Origin of the sequence: Pseudomonas sp. IT-P44 (genome assembly GCF_949768225.1) — a bacterium.
In the GTDB taxonomy this organism is placed as follows: Bacteria; Pseudomonadota; Gammaproteobacteria; order Pseudomonadales; family Pseudomonadaceae; genus Aquipseudomonas; species Aquipseudomonas migulae.
Map to the genome: position 1 here is coordinate 233,040 of NZ_CATKQM010000024.1, position 18,318 is coordinate 251,357.

The following is an 18,318-nucleotide window of genomic DNA, read 5'->3' on the forward strand; positions in this document are numbered from 1 at the left end:
ACAAACAACGTGTGGACATGATGATCGATAGCGCCAATCACGGAATCGGAACAAGCGATTGGACGCAATAATTGAACATCCGTAGCCTGAACTTAATCCAGTGCTGCGGGGTTTAATCATGTTGTGCCAAGTTGAACAATCCAATGAACTAACGGATGTGAATGCACCGGCGCCACAACCGCTGCACGTGACGTTCAGAGAATACGATAAGGCCGCTGCCCGTTCAGAAGCGGCGCTGGCGTCCGAGATTGCCTTGGCCATTACTTACAACGGGCTGAGCCAGGCGGTGATGATGGTCTCGCCCGGCAACCTCGAGGATTTCATCCGCGGTTTCAGCGTCAGCAACGACATTGTTGAAGACCTGAGCGAAATCTACGACGTGCGTCTCACGCATTTCGATCAGGCCTGCCAGGCCGATGTGCAGATATCCAGTCGCGCGTTCTGGGCACTGAAAAATCATCGCCGGCAAATGACCGGCACCAGTGGTTGCGGCTTGTGTGGTGTCGAGGCACTGGAACAGGCGCTGCCGCAACTGGACATTCTGCAGCCCGTTCCGCTCCCCGCCGCAGCGCACTTCAACGGCATACGCGAGCGCATCGAACAGGCTCAGCAAATGGCGCGCAGCAGTGGCGCGCTGCATGCGGCGTTGTATTTCGACGCTTACGGCAATGCGGTTGTGTGCAGGGAAGACATCGGCCGCCACAACGCCCTGGATAAATTGATCGGCGCGCTGCAACAGGCACGGATCGATACGCGCGTCGGCTTCACCGTCGTGACCAGCCGCTGCAGCCTGGAGCTGATTCACAAAGCCGTACGGGCGAAGCTCGGCACGCTGGTCAGCCTGTCGGCACCCACTGCATTGACGGTGCAGTGGGCCATCCGGCACCGCCTCAATCTGATTCACGTCCCCCATCGCAACGCGCCACGCATCTACAGCCCGGTTTAACGGGGCATTTCAATCTGGAGGACACGCAATGATTCTCATCAGTTACTTCGCCCGCTATCGCGAGCAGTTGAACCTTGGCGGTGAAAAGCTGCTGCTGGATGCCTCGCTCAACACTGTCGAAGACATCCGCCAACGGCTGGTAGCGCGTGGCGGTGTCTGGGCAGATATTTTCAGTGAGAGCAACCTGATGTGCGCGGTGAACCAGGACCTGTGTCGACTGGATCAGACCGTCGAAGACTTTGACGAGATCGCGTTTTTTCCACCCGTCACTGGCGGCTAAGCATTGTGCGTGGTGTTCAGGCCTACGCCTGAACCACCTCGATCCCCAGTTTCCGATAATCCCCGACATCGCCCGACGCCACATGGCGCTCGGTGATCAACGTATGGATACGGTTGCACGGCGCGACCACAAACGGCTCGACCGCGCCCAGTTTGTCCGCCGTGGTGACGGCGATCACCTGCGAAGCACTGTCGAGCAGCGCCTGTTTCACCGGCACCTCATCGAAGTGCAACGAGCTGATGCCAACTTGCGGATGAATCGCGCAAACCCCGGTGAACAGCACATCCGCCTTGATACCCTGCAACAAGCGCAGGGTCTCGTGTCCGCTGACTGACATCGTCGCGAGGTTGAGTTGCCCGCCTGCCAGAATCACCTTGATGCCTTTGTATTCGGCCAGGGTGATGGCGGTCATCGGCGAGGTCGTGATGGCGGTGATGGAAATGTCCGAAGGCAACGAACGCGCGATCTGCAGCGTGGTGGTGCCGGAATCGAACATCACGATCTGGCCATTCTCCACGCGACTGGCGGCGAGTTGCGCGAGGTGGGTTTTCACCTCATCGGTTTCGCTGACCCGCGTGAAGTAATCCTTGCCCGTGTCCTTGGGCCGAGGCAGCGCGCCGCCGTGCACGCGTTGCACCAGACCAGCCGTGGCCAACTCCGACAGGTCGCGGCGGATGGTGTCTTCCGAAACGGCGAAATGCTGACTCAACTCGGAGGCCATGACCTTGCCGTCACGTTCGAGGATCAGCAGGATTTTCTGCCGGCGCAGATGCGGGAGTTCGGCGGCCGAGTGATGATCGTGCATGTTTATGCCTGAGTTTGCGGGTTTGTGCGAGATTAGCCAAACCTTCGTGCAAACACAATCGATGCAAGGCTCAGGGGGCCCCATCGCCGGCAAGCCGGCTCCTACAGGATTGCGGTGAAGCGTCAGTTGATCGCGATTTGGGCCACATGGCCTGAGGTCACCAGCGCCTTCAGCGAGGTGTCGAACTGTTTCAGTGCATTCACTTGCAATGCGGTTTGCTGGTCGATCTGCGCGGCGATCTCCGGCGCGGCTTTGCCATGCACCCAGACCGAAGGCATTTGTTGTGCGCGCGAGCCCTCGGCCTTGCCGATGTATTGCAGGTTCGAGTCGTAGAATTTGGCCATGAACCGCGCTTCAACCTGGTTATTGCGCTTGGACACCAGGCGGCTGTAGGTGTCGAGCATCACCACCACGTCCGGGTGCGCCTGCACCAGCGCATCGAGGTTGTCGTAGACCGTCACCGAGGCAAACTCTTTCTGCAACGACCCCATCAGCCAGTTGATCGCCCGTTTCGGATCGGAGCTGTCGACGAAGGCGCTGCTGATGCGTGAATCCAGTTCAGGGTTCTTCGCGCCGTTCAGCGCGACCGAGTGGTACTGCTCAAGGTATTCGAGGGTGCTGACAGTGTTTTCGCTGTAGAGCACGCCCACTGATTGCGCGTGTTGCAACGTCGCGGCGCTGTCGGCGACCGGCGGGAAGTGGCAGGACTGTTCGGCGGCGTAAGCCGGCACGGTGGCGGCAATGCTGCCGGTCAGGACAGCGACAAGGGCCAGCAGGGTAGAGATTCTCATCGCGCAGGTTCCTTCGGTGGCGAATTCGGTATGTGGCTATCCTCCTCCCTTGGCGAAAAAACAGAACTTGCGATTCTTGATGATGGTTATTGATCAAACGAATGGTTGCGGCAAAAGGGATCGTTACCCCCTAGCCTCATGCCCCCGGCCGATCAGCAACCGGCGCATGCTGCGCCATCAACTCGACCACCCAATCAATAAACACGCGCAGCTTCAGGCTGATGTGCCGGTTCGGCGGGAAGGCCACATACAAGGGCATCGTCTCGAGACTCCAGTCCTCGAACAGCGGTACCAATTCACCGCGAGCCTCGTAGTCCCGGGACATGTATTTGGGCAGCCAAAGCACACCGAGCCCGGCGAGGCCCGCCGCAAGAAATGCGTTGCCATCATCGACGGCCAGCACATATCGTCCTTTGACCTGCACACGCTCACGTTCGTTGTACATCGCGTAGGGCACCGGTTTGCCGGTGCGCGCCCACAAAAAGCCGACGACTCGATGATCCGAATCCTCCAGCTCTTGCGGATGCAAAGGCACGCCGACGCGAGCCAGATAGCTCGGTGCTGCAAACACCCCAAGCGGCAGGTCAGCGACTCGCCGGGCCATCAGCGACTGGTCCATCAGCTCGCCGCCGCGCACCACGCAATCGACGTTTTCATCGATGATGTCGACGATGCGATCGCTGACGCCCATGTCGATCTGGATGTCCGGGTATCGCGCATAAAACGCAGGCAATGCCGGCACCAGAATCATCCTCGCCAGCGGGCTCGGCACATCCACGCGCAGCCGGCCTCTGGGCAACGTCGACGCACCGGACAGGCTGGTTTCGGCATCGTCCATGTCGGCCAGCAGCCGCAACACCCGCTCGTAATAGACGGCGCCATCAGCCGTGACGTTGACCTTGCGCGTGGTGCGGTTGAGCAACTTGACGCGCAACCGGGCCTCCAGTTGCTGCACCAGTTGGGTCACGGTGGTCTTGCTCATGTGCAGGGTTTCGGCCGCCTTGGTGAAACTGCCCGCCTCCACCACCCGCGCGAATGCCTGCATTGCATCAAAACGGTCCATTGCAGCCCCAGGTATCGATAGGATTGTTTGGATATCACAAACAGTGCTGGCCAAGGTTGCTCGTTTATCGCCCCGATGCAAGTCCTTACAGTCCCTTCATCGTTCACACAGAGCCCTTGATGGAGGCCTTTCATGACGCAGCGCGATGTTGTTTTCCCAGCCAAACGCCAGGCGCTATATGAGCGCAATCGCTACTCGCCGGCTATTCGCTCCAACGGCTTTTTATTCGTCTCGGGGCAAGTCGGCAGCGCTGAGGATGGATCGCCCGAACCGGATCTGGAGAAACAGGTGCGGCTCGCATTCACCAATTTGAACGCGATCCTCGTGGCGGCCGGTTGCACCTTCGACGATGTGATTGATGTCACCGTGTTCATCGTCGACCCCGAATCGACCTTCGAAACCATCTGGAAGATCGTGCCGGAGTTCTGGGGTAATGCACCGCACCCGACGTTGACCGGAGTCGGCGTAACGTGGCTGTATGGCTTTCAATTCGAGATCAAGGTGATTGCCAGGCTTCCAGACACCGCCGAGGAATGAACTGACGCCTGCACAGGGGATGAACGCGTTTTCCGTTCGGCGTTAGAATCGGAAAATGTTCAGCCCACACTTTTGAGGATGACCCAGGCATGTCCACACCCGACATTTCCCTGCAAGACACCGCGGCGCCGGAAGGCGTTTGTTATGGCTGTGGCAGCCGCAACCCGCATGGGCTGCACGTCAAGAGCTACTGGCATGAAGACGGCGAGCATGTCATCGCCGAGCACCTGCCCGACGCCAGGTATTGCGGCTGGCCGGATCTGGTCTACGGCGGTTTGATCGCGATGTTGGTGGATTGCCATTCCAACTGGACCGCCATGGCCTATCACTACCGGGCGGAAAACCGCGACGCCGCCAGCCTTCCGCGCATCAATTGCGTCACGGGCAACCTCGGCATCAAGTTCATCAAGCCGACGCCGATGGGTGTCCCGCTGACCCTGCGGGCGAAAGTCGAAGGTGATGTCGGGCGCAAGACTCGGGTCATCTGCGAGATCTACGCCGGGGACGTGCTCACGGCGGTGGGCGACTCCACTTTTGTTCGCGTGGACACCGCTCAATTGGCCGACGTCGCGCATAACCGATAAGTCGCCGCGTGATAACGTGCGCGCATCCTCTTTTGGAAGCGCACGCCCATGTCCATCGCCGACAATCTTCTCGCGTTTACCTTCGCGGCCACGTTGCTGACACTAACGCCTGGCCTCGATACCGCATTGATCCTGAGAACCGCAACGGTGGAAGGTCGACAACAGGCCTTCCGCGCGGCATTGGGCATCAATGCTGGCTGCTTTCTGTGGGGCGCTGCGGTCGCTTTTGGTCTGGGCGCGTTGATTGCGGTCTCGGAACTGGCCTTCAACGTCCTGAAATACTGCGGCGCCGCTTACCTGGCGTGGCTGGGCCTGAACATGCTGTTGCGCCCGCGCCGCTCGCTGTCGCCCCTGGAAACGGACGCAAAACCAACGGCCAACTGGTTTCTGAAAGGCATGATGGGGAATGTGCTCAATCCGAAAATCGGCATTTTTTACGTCTCTTTTCTCCCACAGTTCATTCCCCAGGGCCACTCGCTGATTGCCTGGACTTTTGGCCTGGTCAGCATTCACGTGGTGCTCGGTTTGATCTGGTCGTTGACGTTGATTCGCGCTACACAACCACTCGCCCTGGTGCTGCGGCGTGAAAAAGTCATCAAGTGGATGGACCGCACGACGGGCATGATCTTTGTTCTGTTTGCAGCGCGGTTGGCGTTCAGCAAGCGGTGAGCAGCGCTCCTACAGTTTTGTGTTTCCCGGGATTGTGTGAAGAACCCAAAAAAATGCCCGCCTCTTGCGAAGCGGGCATTTCATTCACGGGTTATGCGTCGTCTTCAGTGCGGCCTGCGTTAGAAACTCGCTTTGACCGACACCATAAAGTTGCGTGGATCACCGTAGTAGTTACCGAAGGTCTCGGTACCGATGGTGGCGTAGTAGCGCTTGTCGAACAGGTTGTTACCGTTGAGCGCAACCGACCAGGTGTCGTCGATGCGGTAACCGATGCGGCCGTTCCAGACCGCATAACCTGACTGGCTGATTTTTTCGCCACTGGAAGGTGAAACCCGGAAGTTATCGCTTTGCGCGTTGACGCCGGCACCGATCGTGAATCGCTCAAGCGACCCGCTCAGGGCGTAATCGCCCCACATGCGCAGCACATGCCGAGGCACATAACTGTTGAACGCTGCGCCGTTCAGGCTGGTGTCGATATCGTCGAGGGTTTTGGTCTGGGTATAGGTGTAACCCGCCAGCACTTGCAGGCGCTCAATGACTTCACCGCTGATCTCGGCCTCGAATCCCTGGGCGCGAACCTTGCCGGCATTGACGTAGCAATAACCATCGGATGAAGGGCAGGATGAGTTGTAGTCCGTCTGCGCCTGATCTTTCTGGATAGTGCGGAACAGGTTGAAGGAACTGTTCAGGCGACCGTCGAACCAGGCGCCCTTGATCCCCAGCTCATAGCTCTGGCCCACGAGCGGCTTGAGCGCCGAACCATCTTCCGAGCGGAAATTGCCTTGCGGGGTAAAGATATCCGAGTAGCTGGCATAGGCCGTCAGGTTCTCGTTCAGGTCCAGCAGCACACCGGCAAACGGCGTCACCTGCCCGGTCTCGGTAGCGCTGGAATGTTCCGAGGTGCCTGTGTTGATGAAGTCGGAGTCGGTTTCAGAGTAGTACCAGCTCACCCGACTGCCGACGACGAATGTCAGCGGATCAGCCAGTTTCAACCGCAGTGTCGAGTAAATGCCCTTTTGTTTGGTCACCGAATTGACTGGCCCGCCGCGAGACGAGTTGTCGATAAAGTAACTGTCATCCGGCTCCGGAATATGTTTGTCGGGGTTGAACACATTCTGGCGTTGCTTCAGAAACGCCACCGAGTAGAAGTCGTCCTTTTTCGAACGGCTGGCGTTGGCGCCCACGATCAATTCATGTTGCTGGCCGAACGCGTTGAACTTGCCATCCACGTACGCATCAAGGCCGTAATCGACTTGATCGTAATCGTACATGCTGCCCAGCATGCCGGTGGTATTGGTGCCAGGCGTCACGGCGCCGGAAGCGAATGCGTACTTGATGTCCTGGGTGTTTTTTGTATAAACACTGGCGACCTTCAAGCTCCAGTCATCATTGATCCGGTGATTCAAATCACTGAAAACGGTGGTGCGCTGGCTGCGCCACGTGTTCCACGAAGGATCGAGGCAGGTCGAGCGGCTGAGTTTCAAATCGCTGCGGTCCCGGTAACGCGGCAGGCCACCCCAGCAAGGGTTGGCGTCCACATCTTCATAGGCAACGCCCAGGCCGAGTGTCGTGTCGGGGCTCACATCAGCGTCGAGCGCGCCGTAATACACCTGATCCTTGCGACTGGCGTCATCTACCGAATAATGCCGACTCTGCTCGGCGACAACGGCCCGTCCGCGCAGGGTGCCGGATTCGTTGAGCGGGCCACCGGTGTCAACCTGTCCGCGATAGTTGTCCCAGCTGCCACCGGAGAGCGTGATGTCGGTGTGCGGGGCCGTCTGGCCGCGTTTGCGCACGAAGTTCACCCCGCCGGCGGTGCCACCTGAACCTTTCATCATCCCGGCTGCGCCGCGAAGGATTTCGACACGGTCGTAGTACGCCATGTCACCGCTGAAACTGTCGGCCTGAACATAGAGGCTGCCCATGTCCAGAGGGACGCCGTCGTACTGATACTGGCCCGACATGCGGAACCCGCGCGAGTAGAAATACTTGCCGCCCATGGTCGAGTCGTAGACGGTGATGCCCGGGGTCTTTTCCATGACCTGGTCGATGGTGTTCAGGTTCTGGTCATCGAGCATCTTGCGCGTCATCACCGTGACCGACTGCGGCGTTTCCCTGAGTGAGTGCTCACCCTTGCCGATAGTCACCGCCCCCGTGGTGTACGAGCCGCTGTTTTCGGTGGTCGCGCCGAGCATTTGCCCATTGATGTTGGTCGCACCCAGTTCCAGGGCCGAGCCGGCAGCCGGGGCTGGTCGCAGGACATATGTACCGTTGGCCTGGGGTTCGGCTTGCAGACCACTTCCACCCAGAATCCGCGCAAACCCTTCGCTAATCCCGAACGCACCGTTGAGGCCCGGGGATTTCAACCCTTCGAGTTGTCGCGCATCAAAGGAAATGGCGGCACCCGCCGCACTGGCGAATTGGCTGAGCACTTCGGTCAGGCCGCCGCCGGGAATGTTGAACGTTTTCACCGGGTTCTGCTGTTGCACCGGCACCTGTGCCGCAAGCGTTGCCGTGGACCAGACGCCCGCCGTCGTTGCCGCCAATAGCCCGACCGTCACTGCGGTCGCCAGACGATCAGACTTGTACACCCGAGACATGCTTACCCTCCCCCAAAAACAATCAATAAAAACTCACTGAGGGATGAGCCGAACGATGTGTATGAAAAGTGCAAAGGCCGGAAAATTATTTTCAGTTCTATCGCGAGCAAGCCCACATTCAGAGCAAATCACCACGCGACACGTCGACCCAATAGCGGCTGAACCGGGTGATCCGCAGCGAGAAACCACTCTCCAGCGCAGCCAGCGCCAGGTCGGTGTTATCAATGGGAAAAGCGCCGGACACTTTCAATTGGGCAATACGCGGATCACAGCGCAGCACACCTGTGCGATAGCGCGAAAGGTCAGCCAGCAACTCGGCCAAGGGACGATTGATGGCAATGATGCTGCCCGTTTGCCAGGCGCCGACGGCTGCGTCGTTGCGCCGTACCGCCCCCAACGAGTGACCATCAAAGTCCAGGGACTGGCCGGCCTCCAGACGCACCGTCGAGCCACCGCCAGCCGAACGAACCTCTACGGCCTTCTCGATCACCGCCACCCCGCCGCCCTGCTCAAGGGACCGGACGATAAAACGCGTCCCGAGCGCCAGCACCTCGGCATGACGGGTGAGCACCTTGAAGGGTCGCTGCAAGGGATCGACAGCGGTCGTCACAAGGATCTCGCCACGCAACAGTTCGAGCACACGTTGACGACCGTCAAAACGAAGGTTGACCGAGGTGTCGGTATTGAGCAGCAACGAACTGCCATCTGCCAACCGGAACTCACGACGCTCACCCACGGCGGTGCGAAAATCGGCGAACAGGTTCTGCGAGGTTTCACTGCGCCAGCCCAGCCAGCCCAGCGAACTGGCGGAGGCAAGCACCAGCACACTGCGCAACACCTGACGCCGGGATCGATCAGCACCACGCAACGCTGGCGATGCCAGGGCACCCGGCACACTGGCCATCTGCTCGCCGACGTCCGCCATGCGTTGCCAGGCTTGTCGATGAGCAGGGTCGGCGACCAGCCAGTCGTTCCAGGCAGCCAGGTCCGAATCGGTGGCGACACCCGACCGAAGTCGCGCGTACCACTGGGCGGCAACGCTGATTGCCTTCAACTCAGCGGGCGAAAGGCTCATGCCAGTTGCAACTGAATCTGCATCAGGCAGCAATGCTCCATGGCTTTGGCCATGTAGTTGTTAACCGTGCGAGAGCTGATATTCAAGCGCTCGGCAATCTGCGGGTAGGTCAAACCGTCGAACTGAGACAGGATGAACGTCTGTTTGACCTTCGTCCCCAATCCTTGCAGCAAGCGGTCGATCTCCATCAGGGCTTGCAACAGGATCGCCTGTTCCTCCAACGAAGGCTGCTGCCATTCGGGCATGGCTGCCAAGGCTTCCAGATAGGACTGTTCCAATGACCGCCTGCGGAACAGATCGATCAGCAACCCCTTGGCGATCATCGACAGGTAAGGTCGCGGCTCGCGAATATCGAGTGCGTTACGCGCCTTGATGACCCGGACGAAGGTGTCCTGCGTCAGGTCTGCCGCATCGAACGCATTGCCCAGGCGCTTGCGCAGCCAGCCATTGAGCCAACCGTGATGGTCGCAATACAGATCATTGACGGCGCTACGCAGGGATAAATCGTTGGCGGACATGACGATGGAATAATTCGCGAGTGATAATGACTCGCATTGTCATGTGTGCAATGGGTGATTTGCAATAGCCACATTGGCTGACAGGCGCGACGCCAGGCAGATGCATCAAGCCCATCAATAAATACATGCAGGCGGCTATCAGGATATTTCTGAAGTCGCATGATCAATGTCGCTGACGCTTACCCCTGCATCACACGGATGAAAATCGCTTGCGATAATCGCTCGGCCCCACTCCGAGGCGTCGCATAAATGCCCTTCTGAACCCGTCCGTATTGGCATAGCCGACGGTATCGGCCAAGCGCTTGAGTGATACGTCCGAGCCTTCGATTAGCCGCCTGGCCGCATCAATGCGCGCCAGCTCGACAAATTCGGCCGGGGTCGAATTCGCTTCGGATTTAAAGGTACGGGCGAAGTTGCGCTCGCTCATCCCGGCGCGGGCAGCCAGGGTGGGTACGCTCAAGTCAGCCTTCAGGTGCTCCAAAACATAATCCTGCACGTCTCTGATTACGCTGCGCTCTGCGGTTTGCGCTGCCAGTTGCGCGCTGAACTGCGACTGTCCGCCAGGCCGCTTGAAGAACATCACCATTTCACGGGCAACGCTCAGCGCCAGTTCTCTGCCGTGATCCTCTTCGACCAGCGCCAGGGCCAGGTCCATGCCGGCCGTGACACCCGCCGAGGTGTAGATGTTGCCGTCCTTGATGAAGATGCTGTCGGGTTCGACCTGCGTTTGCGGGTGCTCCTTGGCGAGTTTTGCACTGGAATTCCAGTGAGTGGTAACTCGGCGTCCGTCCAGCAGGCCAGCGGCGGCGAGCAAGAAAGCACCGCTGCAGACCGAGCCGATACGGCGTACGGATTTCGCCTGTCGGCGCAGCCATTCTTGCAGTGCGGGGTCGAGCGCAATTTCATCGATGTGTGGGCTTCCGGCCACGAGCAACGTATCGATCTTGCCTTTATAGGTATCGAAGGTCTCGTCGATGCCCAGCTTCAATCCGCTTGAACCTTTGATCATCCCCTTGTCGGTACCGATGACTTCCACCCGATAGGCGCGCGGATTGCCGAGCTGCTTTGCCGCTTCAGCAAAGACGTCGGCCGGGCCGATGACGTCCAGAAGCTGCACGCGGGGGAACGCCAGGAGGGTTATGCGCATGATGTCTGTCCTCGTCGAATCATTGGCTGAATACGTCGTTATGTGACTATTTCAGCCATGGCCTTTTTGGCTGAAAATAGCTCCAACAGCAAATTCAGTCAAACGGGAGACCGCCATGAACACTGCATACACTTCCTCCGTCGCAGCTGCACAATCGGTATCAAGCAGTAAGACGTCGATCAAAAACCTGCCCATCAACCTGTTCGGTTCCGTCATGGGTCTGGCTGGCCTGGGACTGGCCTGGCGTTTGAGTGGCCAATATTTCGGCGTCGGCGGCGCATTGGGTGAAGCGATTGGCGCACTGGCCGGCCTGGTATTCGTGCTGCTGACCCTGGGTTACCTGAGCAAATGGGTGAAACACCCTGAAGCAGTAAAGGCCGAGTTCAACCATCCGATTGCCAGCAACTTTTTTGGCACCGTCACCATTGCCCTGTTGCTGCTTTCGGCAGTCGCTGCGCCCCACAGCCAGTGGCTCGCAGAGGCTCTGTGGATACTGGGCAGCGCGCTGACGGTGTTGCTCGCAGGCCTGGTGGTTTCGCGTCTGCTGTCGGGCAATCAGGATTCGGGGAATGCCGTGCCTGCCTGGCTGATCCCTGGTGTTGCCACCCTCGACATCGCGGTAACCGGTGCGCACATGCCCATGGTTTGGGCTGCGGAGTTCAACCTGTTTGCCCTCGCCGTGGGTGCGGTGCTGGCATTGGTTTTCTTCACCCGGATCTTTTCGCGACTGGTGCATGAGGCCGCTTTGGCCAAAGGCATGGTGCCTTCGTTGATGGTCCTGATTGCACCCTTTGAGGTAGGTTTCCTGGCGTACACCAACGTGTTCGGCGAAATCGACCGGTTTGCCAGTGTGTTGTTCTACTTCGGCCTGTTCCTGTTCGTGGTGCTGAGCTTCAAAGTGTTCCGTCGCGATGTGCCCTTTGCCCCTTCGTGGTGGGCTATCAGCTTTCCCATCGCGGCCCTGAGTAATGCGGCGCTGAAATATGCACATGCCCAGGACAACGCTCTGCTGATGGTCATCGCTGCGGCGATCCTGCTGTTTCTCACTATGGCACTGGCCGTGCTGTTGGTGAAAACCCTGATCAGCCTGTTCAGCGGCAAACTGTTGGCCAACTGACGTTTTACCTCCCTTTGGCGAGCCTTCACCGGCTCGCTTCTTTTTTTGCCCCTACAGGTTTCATCGAATGACACACAGCACTTCGTGGTTAATGCTGATCGTTGCCGGACTTCTGGAAATCGCCTTTGCGGTCGGTTTGAAATCTGCAAACGGCTTTGAACGGCCCGCCGTGTTGGCCGGTACCGTCATCGTGTTGGCCGGCAGTTTGTGCCTGTTGACGATGGCGTTGCGCGTTCTGCCAGTCGGTACCGCCTATGCAGTCTGGACCGGCATCGGCGCCGCCGGCACAGCCATTGTCGGCATGTACTGGTTGGGTGATGGGGTTTCACTCTGGCGATTGGTCTGGATCGGATTGATCCTGCTGAGTGTCGCGGGGCTACGCTGGGCAGCTTGAACGAGCAAGGACTTCAGAATGTCTTTTGGGCTCAAGCAAGAGAGGAGTTCGGGGATTTCAGGGGCAGACCACATCTAGAAAATGTGGTCTGCCCCTAATGACCCTACACAGATCAGCCGTTGGTGCGATCGGTCGCCTTGGCTTTGCTTTCGGCAACAGCGGCTTCAGCCTTCTGTTTCTGTGCAACCTGGAAGGCTTCCATCGAGACTTTCCGGGCCGACTCCATGCGTGTGAAGGTCCGATCACCGCCACCTGTGGCCATAGCCAGAGTGGAAGCGGTCAGAGCGGCGGCGACGAAAAGAACTTTCATGGATTTCATTTGGGTATCCTCAAGTAAGAGTTTATTAATAGATAACAGTGGTAGTTGTTTGCTAAAGCATTACTTGCTTATTCAACCTGGCTTTAGCATTAAGCCAGGGCGGCATTTTGTTGCGTCCAGGTGCCTTGCTCCATACGCCCGTCGGTATCTCTGCTTTTTGCCCAGGCGGTGAGCATTACCATCATTGCGAATCCACCGACGATGAGAACCGGATAGGCTGCCAGCAACTCGATCAGCGAGTATTTCCAGGCCAGCGGACGACCAACACCCAACATGGCGGCATAGAACCACGACACACCAGAGAGCGCACCCGAGAACAGCGCCAGCATGCGAAGGCTGAAGGAAAGTTCAAGTAACGAACCGGCTTTTTTCAGCGCCGGCAATACAGCGCTATGCAACAGGAAGCCGTTAAAGGTCAGCAGTACAACGATCCCGATTTTTGCTTGCAACTTTGGATTCTGAAAATACTCCATCCCCTTGCCGGCATAATCGATCCCGATAATGCCAATGCCCGTAATCCAAAGGGCTACAAGTGCAAGTACGACGGTTTTTTGAAGGCTTTCCATATGTGCGTCATCATGGTGACCCGACACGTCCCCCTTCAGGAGTTGCTTGACCATTGCAACGTCACTGGTCAAGACAAGACCGATTGCAACACAGCAGGCGATAAGATGGAAATATACAACGCCCAAACGAAAATATTCCACGGCGGACGAAGAAATCATACTAAGTTCCATGGTTACCTCTTGACTTCAATAGTGAATCAACATAGTTCTCGGCACAGACTGATTGGAGTTTGCCGTTGCTGATTGTAATTAGGATCCAACAATTATTATTAAATAATCTCACAGCGTTACGCTGCCAGGATAATAGTGATTTTCGCGAATGAACTTTTAATCATCCGTACTTAGTGCATATGAGGTTTAACTTCCGCTTCTGGGGTCGGCGAGATCCAGAACCCTATCGGCGAGCGGATCAGGCAATGCTGGTGGGATTTGCCGGGCTTGCGCCCCATTCGAGGAAACGGATCTTGTGAACCTCACCCAGGCTGTCTTCATAGACCAGGGTTACCGGTACCACGCCTGTCTTGTTGGATGTATCAGTGCGCTGCAATACCCGCTTCACATCGATTTCCATACCGTAGTGGTAATCGACGGCTGAGACATGCGCGCCGGGTTCTTGCAGGCCGTTCTGGTCGAAGACAGTTGGCGCGAGACTGGAAATCACGGCACTGACAATTGTGGCCATGTTCATAAGGCTATACCTCCACTGAAGTTCTCTTAACGAGGACTTAATGTGACACGTGATCAAAGTGAAGTTCACTTCACCGCGACGAACGCGCCGATCTGAGTCGCCTGTAGTGGCTTCAGGCCCCTAGCAATTCCCCGCGCTTGACGCCTTACGACCATTCGTCCATTAAACGCCGTATTTGTTGGGCCAAACGGCATTTTTGAGTGAGGTCATAACATGTTATGACGGATTTTCGAGCAAGATTTCACGTGCTGGCTGTGACGGCACATGGACCGAAAACGTCTGCGAGCCAGGGTGAGAAATATCGGGTATTGGCCGATTTCTGCCGTCCATGACTGGCCGAAATCGGCCAGTTTCCGCCGTTCGAGCGTCCAGGTTCAGTACTTGATATCCCGGGCTTTTTGACGTCCTTCCTGCTTCGTTTGTCGCTTGTCTTGTCGGCAACCGGGATTGCTCTGGGCATCGGCTGCTCGACAATCCTGTTTCGTCTCACGCGCACCCTGGCGCGTCTCCTGCCTGACATCGCGCGCGGAACGACGCGTCTCGGCTCGTTCGGTGGCCGCCCAAGCTGCCCCGTTCGCCACCAGAAGAAAAATCATCGCTACCCAACCAAACGTCCTGTGCTTTCTCATAATCTGATCTCCAGGAACTCGATGTCGGAATTTAAGTACAGCTGATTTCCAGACGTCCCGCAGGCTGAGGAACTGCCATTCATCCAAGCGATATCCATTGCTCGAGTCCAAGGGGGCAGCTGGTGAGCATCATTAATGATGATGGTTTGTATGATTTTCACTGAGCCATTGATGACGGTATCTGGCCGAATGCAGTCGCTCGTGAACGGCAACAATCGGCCAGAAGCGGGCGCTGGCTACCAACACTAGCAACGACCCAGCAGCGTTTCGATGGTTCACTCAGCGCAGAAGGGATCTGCTTAAAGTTTTCCGCAGGTAGCTTGCTGACGAAGGGCACAAATGCTTGAACTGAGCTGTCTGGGTAATTGCGACAGGCGCCTTACCCCTATCAAGCAGTTCGTACCCATTTGCCGTGAAAAAATTAACAGCACTTTGGGTCAGCAAATGCAGTCGAGCTGCGCCTCGGGAGACCGCGTATTGTTCCAATTCCGACAACACCGCCGTACCCAGTCCCGCACCGCGATGTTTCTCGCAAACGACCATAGAGCGCAGTAGGAGATCGGGGCCCGAGCCCTCCAACCCACCATAAGCAACCAATTCCCCATCCACGTCGAATCGGTAGAACTGCCGCCCGGGATCGCTCACATCATCGTAGGGTAATCCAGCTTGACTCAAAGACGCACGGAGCTGATTCAAACCGCTCGCTCCTACTTTAATCATCTGCATCGTCAGTGCTCTTACTAGGCTCTCTGATCTCAATGCTAGCACGCTCAATCTTTATCCCCGATCAATCGAGAACGGCACTGGAATTCGTCTGCTTCGGGTCGTTTTCTGCCTTTCGCCACCAGCAGCTATGGGTCGAATGTTGTCTGTTGCGAAGGACGCAACCGACCCAAAGCAGCCTCTGACTACCGACCGCTGTCGGTCGATTGAAAGTCATTGTTTAACCGGTTCCGTTTTGCACATTACCGCAAACTCGTAGCCGTTGGTAAACACGCACTATAGTGTGCTGTTTTCGAAATAACTTACCCACGCACCTTCGCCTCCATCACATCGTGTGCTCACCGGATCTTGCTCAAGATTTCCTCTCCCTCTGCGTTCCAAACGTACCGGGGCGGTCGCGCTTCGGGTGATCAAGCGCCAGTTCGGTTATCTGAAGGTACGCTATCGTGGAGTGATGAAGAACACCGCTCAGTTGGCCACTCTGTTCGCCGTGTCCAACCTGTGGATGGCTGATGGGTATGGGTGAGTTGCGCGTGTAGCGCATAGAAATGGGCTGAAAAGCCCGAGAATAGGATGCTTTCGCGATAACTTGGCGCTGAACGTCATGGAACTTTCAACTCGTGGCAGGTACCTTGCAAGTTGATCTGAGCTTCCGTAAAGAAAGGTTGAGGAGTGTCGCTAATGGCTGATTTTGCGTGGTTCTTGTTGGGTTTTATACCGGCACTAGCATTCGCGACCCACTCATTTGTCGATCACAGAAAGGCCACAGGAAAGCCTATAGGTGAAGCATTCATATTTTTTAATAAGGCGCTGGCCGTTCTGGTTGTACTAGAGCTTATTTTCTTCGTCTGGATGTTTATCGCTAGATCCTAATATTAAGGTACTCATAATACATGTCGCATGCTGATTTCCAGTATTAGTGCAGTATTCGATACTCCGATATCCCTATCATGCTGTTTCAAAATAACTTACCCACGTACCTGAGCGTCCATTACATCGTGTGTTCGCCGGTGCGTAATTTTCAGGGCGCTCACCAAGAATTCTCCAAGGTAGGAATGGCACCTGAAGTCTAGTGCACGTATGGAGAGAATTATTTCGCGAACATCACACTAGCGCGAAGCCGTGGACCCTTTGTTCATCCGTGATTTAACGGTATGTTGGAGCCCTCAACACAAGGACGACCCATGGCCATCCACGCTCCCACTCCCACCCAAAAACATTTGGCAGTGTTGATCGACGCCGACAATGCCCCCGCAGCAATTGTTGAAGGTTTGTTCGAAGAGATCGCCAAGTATGGCGTCGCCAACGTCAAGCGGATCTATGGCGACTGGACTGGTCCTCAGTTGGGTGGATGGAAAAAGGTGCTACTCGACCATTCGATTCAGCCCATCCAACAGTTCGCGTATACCAAAGGTAAGAACGCAACAGACAGCGCCTTGATCATCGACGCAATGGACCTGCTGTACACCCGACGCTTCAACGGCTTCTGCCTGGTTTCGAGCGACAGTGACTTCACACGCCTCGCTTCGCGGCTACGTGAAGAAGGTTTGACCGTCTACGGGTTTGGTGAAGAAAAAACCCCAAGACCGTTTGTGTCAGCCTGCGACAAGTTCATCTATACCGAATTGCTGCGCAGTGAAGTGCTTGTTGCTTCGAGCAATGGGCATGATCGACCCGATCCCGAGTCATCCGCCGCAATCCAGGCCGTCAAAGTCGCCAGTACCCTAGAGGTAAAGAAGCTACCCAAGGCACCCGTAAGTTTCATTGCAAAGATCTTGGATGACATTGCCGACGAGGACGGCTGGGCTCACTTGGGTGCGCTGGGCGCCAACATCAGCAAATTGAGACCTGAATTCGATCCCCGCACCCATGGTTATAAAAAACTCAGTGAGTTGATCAAGGGGTATCCGGATATTTTTGAACTGCAAATGAGAGGAACGTCGGGAGTGAGCGGTTCAATACTCTATGCCCGGCACCGACAGCCAAGCTCGTAGCACCTGCCACCAACGTCCGCTTTTGGCCGAAAGCGGAGAAAAATTATGCCGCATAATGAAGATGTCAGATCTTTTTTATAGTTGAAAAAAACGGGCGCCTTCAGCGCCCGTTTTCATTCACTCCTTCGTCTGCGCCCGCAATCGCCGACCAATAACATCCATTAAATCACAGCCATCGCGCAACGGAATGGCCAGCAGTTTGGAGAAGTCCGACAACACCACCGTGTCGCAACCAATCTCGGCGCGAAAGGCAATGTTCTCCAGCACCTGAGTAACCGCGCGAATTCGGTAGTCAGCGGCGGCTTGTAGTACGTCGAGTGGGGCTTCGGTGTCGATGAGCAGCGAGGCCGGAACCAGGTCGATTCCGGTGAGGGGCATGTATCTTTCCATAGGTGAGATCTCGTTCAGTTAGAGGAGACCGCCAACAGATCGTCGCCAAACGAATAGGGTGGCAGTTGCGCGCAGGTTGGCGAACCGGGAACGAGTAACCGGCAGACCCGAAGGTCTCCCGCGCGCAACCGCCATAGTACAACGGTTTTGCGGATGCGATGACGCCTGCAAATGAGCAGGCAGCCCTCGCACTCGTATATCAGGTCGCCAAACCTGATCGCCATTTTGGGCAACGGGTAGGACTATAGGCTTCATCAGAACGGCGGGAAAGGTGACGCATTCCCAGGTTTGTGTAGGAATTTTTATAGCGTCCTAGGACCTTTACGCCCCTTCCGTGGGCGACTGCTATCGACTGAAGCGCTCATTCCAGGTCCTCTCGATTTCCCCCACGCAAATGACGCCTTTTTCCTGCCAGGGGTTATAGATGCCCTCTCCGCCCCTGACATTGCATAGGTATAGGGGGTATGCCTATCATGCGCAATA

Annotated in this window: 21 protein-coding genes and 1 pseudogene; 9 read left to right on the forward strand and 13 right to left on the reverse strand. The window is 56.8% G+C overall.

Features of this window, described 5'->3' with window-relative positions; all coding sequences use genetic code 11:
• The first annotated feature begins 118 nt into the window (after positions 1 to 118).
• Together fdhD and moaD are read left to right on the forward strand one after the other, a co-directional pair.
• Positions 119 to 946 carry a formate dehydrogenase accessory sulfurtransferase FdhD gene (gene fdhD / locus ACM6IO_RS14645; RefSeq protein WP_414911735.1) on the forward strand — a complete coding sequence of 276 codons (828 nt, stop codon included), beginning with the start codon at positions 119 to 121 and terminating at the stop codon, positions 944 to 946.
• Between the two features lie 28 nt (positions 947 to 974).
• Entirely contained in the window at positions 975 to 1,226 is a 252-nt protein-coding gene (gene moaD, locus ACM6IO_RS14650; RefSeq protein ID WP_192415962.1) for a molybdopterin converting factor subunit 1, read from the forward strand.
• A gap of 22 nt (positions 1,227 to 1,248) precedes the next feature.
• Here moaD and ACM6IO_RS14655 read toward each other — a convergent pair whose 3' ends face one another.
• From ACM6IO_RS14655 to ACM6IO_RS14665, 3 genes are all read right to left on the reverse strand, one after another.
• Positions 1,249 to 2,031: a DeoR/GlpR family DNA-binding transcription regulator gene (locus ACM6IO_RS14655; protein WP_008044193.1), complete on the reverse strand. Its 783-nt coding sequence runs from the start codon at positions 2,029 to 2,031 to the stop codon at positions 1,249 to 1,251.
• Positions 2,032 to 2,153: 122 nt separating this feature from the next.
• Positions 2,154 to 2,822: an ATPase gene (locus ACM6IO_RS14660; RefSeq protein ID WP_414911736.1), complete on the reverse strand. Its 669-nt coding sequence runs from the start codon at positions 2,820 to 2,822 to the stop codon at positions 2,154 to 2,156.
• Between the two features lie 136 nt (positions 2,823 to 2,958).
• Complete coding sequence (locus ACM6IO_RS14665) at positions 2,959 to 3,885, reverse strand: LysR family transcriptional regulator (RefSeq protein WP_008024114.1); 927 nt, start codon at positions 3,883 to 3,885, stop codon at positions 2,959 to 2,961.
• A 132-nt stretch (positions 3,886 to 4,017) separates the two neighbouring features.
• Between ACM6IO_RS14665 and ACM6IO_RS14670 the strand changes: the two genes are divergently transcribed.
• The 3 genes from ACM6IO_RS14670 (at position 4,018) to ACM6IO_RS14680 (ending at position 5,675) form a co-directional block, all read left to right on the forward strand.
• Complete coding sequence (locus ACM6IO_RS14670; RefSeq protein WP_008024112.1) at positions 4,018 to 4,422, forward strand: RidA family protein; 405 nt, start codon at positions 4,018 to 4,020, stop codon at positions 4,420 to 4,422.
• Between the two features lie 89 nt (positions 4,423 to 4,511).
• Positions 4,512 to 5,006, forward strand: a complete 495-nt coding sequence (locus ACM6IO_RS14675) for a PaaI family thioesterase (RefSeq protein ID WP_414911737.1) — start codon at positions 4,512 to 4,514, stop codon at positions 5,004 to 5,006.
• 48 nt (positions 5,007 to 5,054) lie between these two features.
• A complete protein-coding gene (locus ACM6IO_RS14680; RefSeq protein WP_008024109.1) occupies positions 5,055 to 5,675 on the forward strand; it encodes a LysE family translocator in 621 nt (206 codons plus the stop codon).
• A gap of 119 nt (positions 5,676 to 5,794) precedes the next feature.
• Here ACM6IO_RS14680 and ACM6IO_RS14685 read toward each other — a convergent pair whose 3' ends face one another.
• From ACM6IO_RS14685 to ACM6IO_RS14700, 4 genes are all read right to left on the reverse strand, one after another.
• The gene (locus ACM6IO_RS14685; protein WP_414911738.1) at positions 5,795 to 8,275 is read right to left on the reverse strand and encodes a TonB-dependent siderophore receptor; all 2,481 of its coding nucleotides are present in this window, start codon (positions 8,273 to 8,275) and stop codon (positions 5,795 to 5,797) included.
• Positions 8,276 to 8,393: 118 nt separating this feature from the next.
• A complete protein-coding gene (locus ACM6IO_RS14690) occupies positions 8,394 to 9,350 on the reverse strand; it encodes a FecR domain-containing protein (protein ID WP_280161423.1) in 957 nt (318 codons plus the stop codon).
• On the reverse strand, positions 9,347 to 9,868 hold the full coding sequence (locus tag ACM6IO_RS14695) for a sigma-70 family RNA polymerase sigma factor (RefSeq protein ID WP_192415941.1): 522 nt from the start codon (positions 9,866 to 9,868) through the stop codon (positions 9,347 to 9,349). Before ACM6IO_RS14695 ends, ACM6IO_RS14690 begins: the two co-directional genes overlap by 4 nt.
• A 190-nt stretch (positions 9,869 to 10,058) precedes the next feature.
• The gene (locus ACM6IO_RS14700; protein ID WP_192229319.1) at positions 10,059 to 11,015 is read right to left on the reverse strand and encodes a GlxA family transcriptional regulator; all 957 of its coding nucleotides are present in this window, start codon (positions 11,013 to 11,015) and stop codon (positions 10,059 to 10,061) included.
• 115 nt (positions 11,016 to 11,130) lie between these two features.
• Between ACM6IO_RS14700 and ACM6IO_RS14705 the strand changes: the two genes are divergently transcribed.
• Positions 11,131 to 12,132, forward strand: coding sequence for an SLAC1 anion channel family protein (locus tag ACM6IO_RS14705; protein ID WP_414911739.1), 1,002 nt, complete (start codon positions 11,131 to 11,133; stop codon positions 12,130 to 12,132).
• 67 nt (positions 12,133 to 12,199) lie between these two features.
• On the forward strand, positions 12,200 to 12,526 hold the full coding sequence (locus tag ACM6IO_RS14710) for a DMT family transporter (protein WP_192229321.1): 327 nt from the start codon (positions 12,200 to 12,202) through the stop codon (positions 12,524 to 12,526).
• Between the two features lie 112 nt (positions 12,527 to 12,638).
• Here ACM6IO_RS14710 and ACM6IO_RS14715 read toward each other — a convergent pair whose 3' ends face one another.
• From ACM6IO_RS14715 to arsN2, 5 genes are all read right to left on the reverse strand, one after another.
• Complete coding sequence (locus ACM6IO_RS14715) at positions 12,639 to 12,845, reverse strand: co-regulatory protein PtrA N-terminal domain-containing protein (RefSeq protein WP_008033360.1); 207 nt, start codon at positions 12,843 to 12,845, stop codon at positions 12,639 to 12,641.
• A gap of 89 nt (positions 12,846 to 12,934) precedes the next feature.
• Positions 12,935 to 13,582, reverse strand: a complete 648-nt coding sequence (locus ACM6IO_RS14720; RefSeq protein WP_223435657.1) for a hypothetical protein — start codon at positions 13,580 to 13,582, stop codon at positions 12,935 to 12,937.
• 238 nt (positions 13,583 to 13,820) lie between these two features.
• Entirely contained in the window at positions 13,821 to 14,099 is a 279-nt protein-coding gene (locus ACM6IO_RS14725; protein WP_008033362.1) for a DUF2790 domain-containing protein, read from the reverse strand.
• Positions 14,100 to 14,473: 374 nt separating this feature from the next.
• Entirely contained in the window at positions 14,474 to 14,815 is a 342-nt protein-coding gene (locus tag ACM6IO_RS14730) for a hypothetical protein (RefSeq protein ID WP_223435654.1), read from the reverse strand.
• 192 nt (positions 14,816 to 15,007) lie between these two features.
• Complete coding sequence (gene arsN2, locus ACM6IO_RS14735) at positions 15,008 to 15,454, reverse strand: arsenic resistance N-acetyltransferase ArsN2 (RefSeq protein ID WP_192229323.1); 447 nt, start codon at positions 15,452 to 15,454, stop codon at positions 15,008 to 15,010.
• A gap of 400 nt (positions 15,455 to 15,854) precedes the next feature.
• On the opposite strand from arsN2, the pseudogene ACM6IO_RS14740 reads away from it, so the two are divergent.
• Together ACM6IO_RS14740 and ACM6IO_RS14745 are read left to right on the forward strand one after the other, a co-directional pair.
• A pseudogene (locus ACM6IO_RS14740) lies at positions 15,855 to 15,977 on the forward strand (IS5/IS1182 family transposase); the annotation flags it as partial.
• 658 nt (positions 15,978 to 16,635) lie between these two features.
• Positions 16,636 to 17,445 (forward strand): NYN domain-containing protein, encoded by an 810-nt coding sequence (locus tag ACM6IO_RS14745; protein ID WP_192229325.1) that lies wholly within the window; start codon positions 16,636 to 16,638, stop codon positions 17,443 to 17,445.
• 117 nt (positions 17,446 to 17,562) lie between these two features.
• Here ACM6IO_RS14745 and ACM6IO_RS14750 read toward each other — a convergent pair whose 3' ends face one another.
• Positions 17,563 to 17,835, reverse strand: a complete 273-nt coding sequence (locus ACM6IO_RS14750) for a hypothetical protein (protein WP_008030842.1) — start codon at positions 17,833 to 17,835, stop codon at positions 17,563 to 17,565.
• Between the last annotated feature and the right edge of the window lie 483 nt (positions 17,836 to 18,318).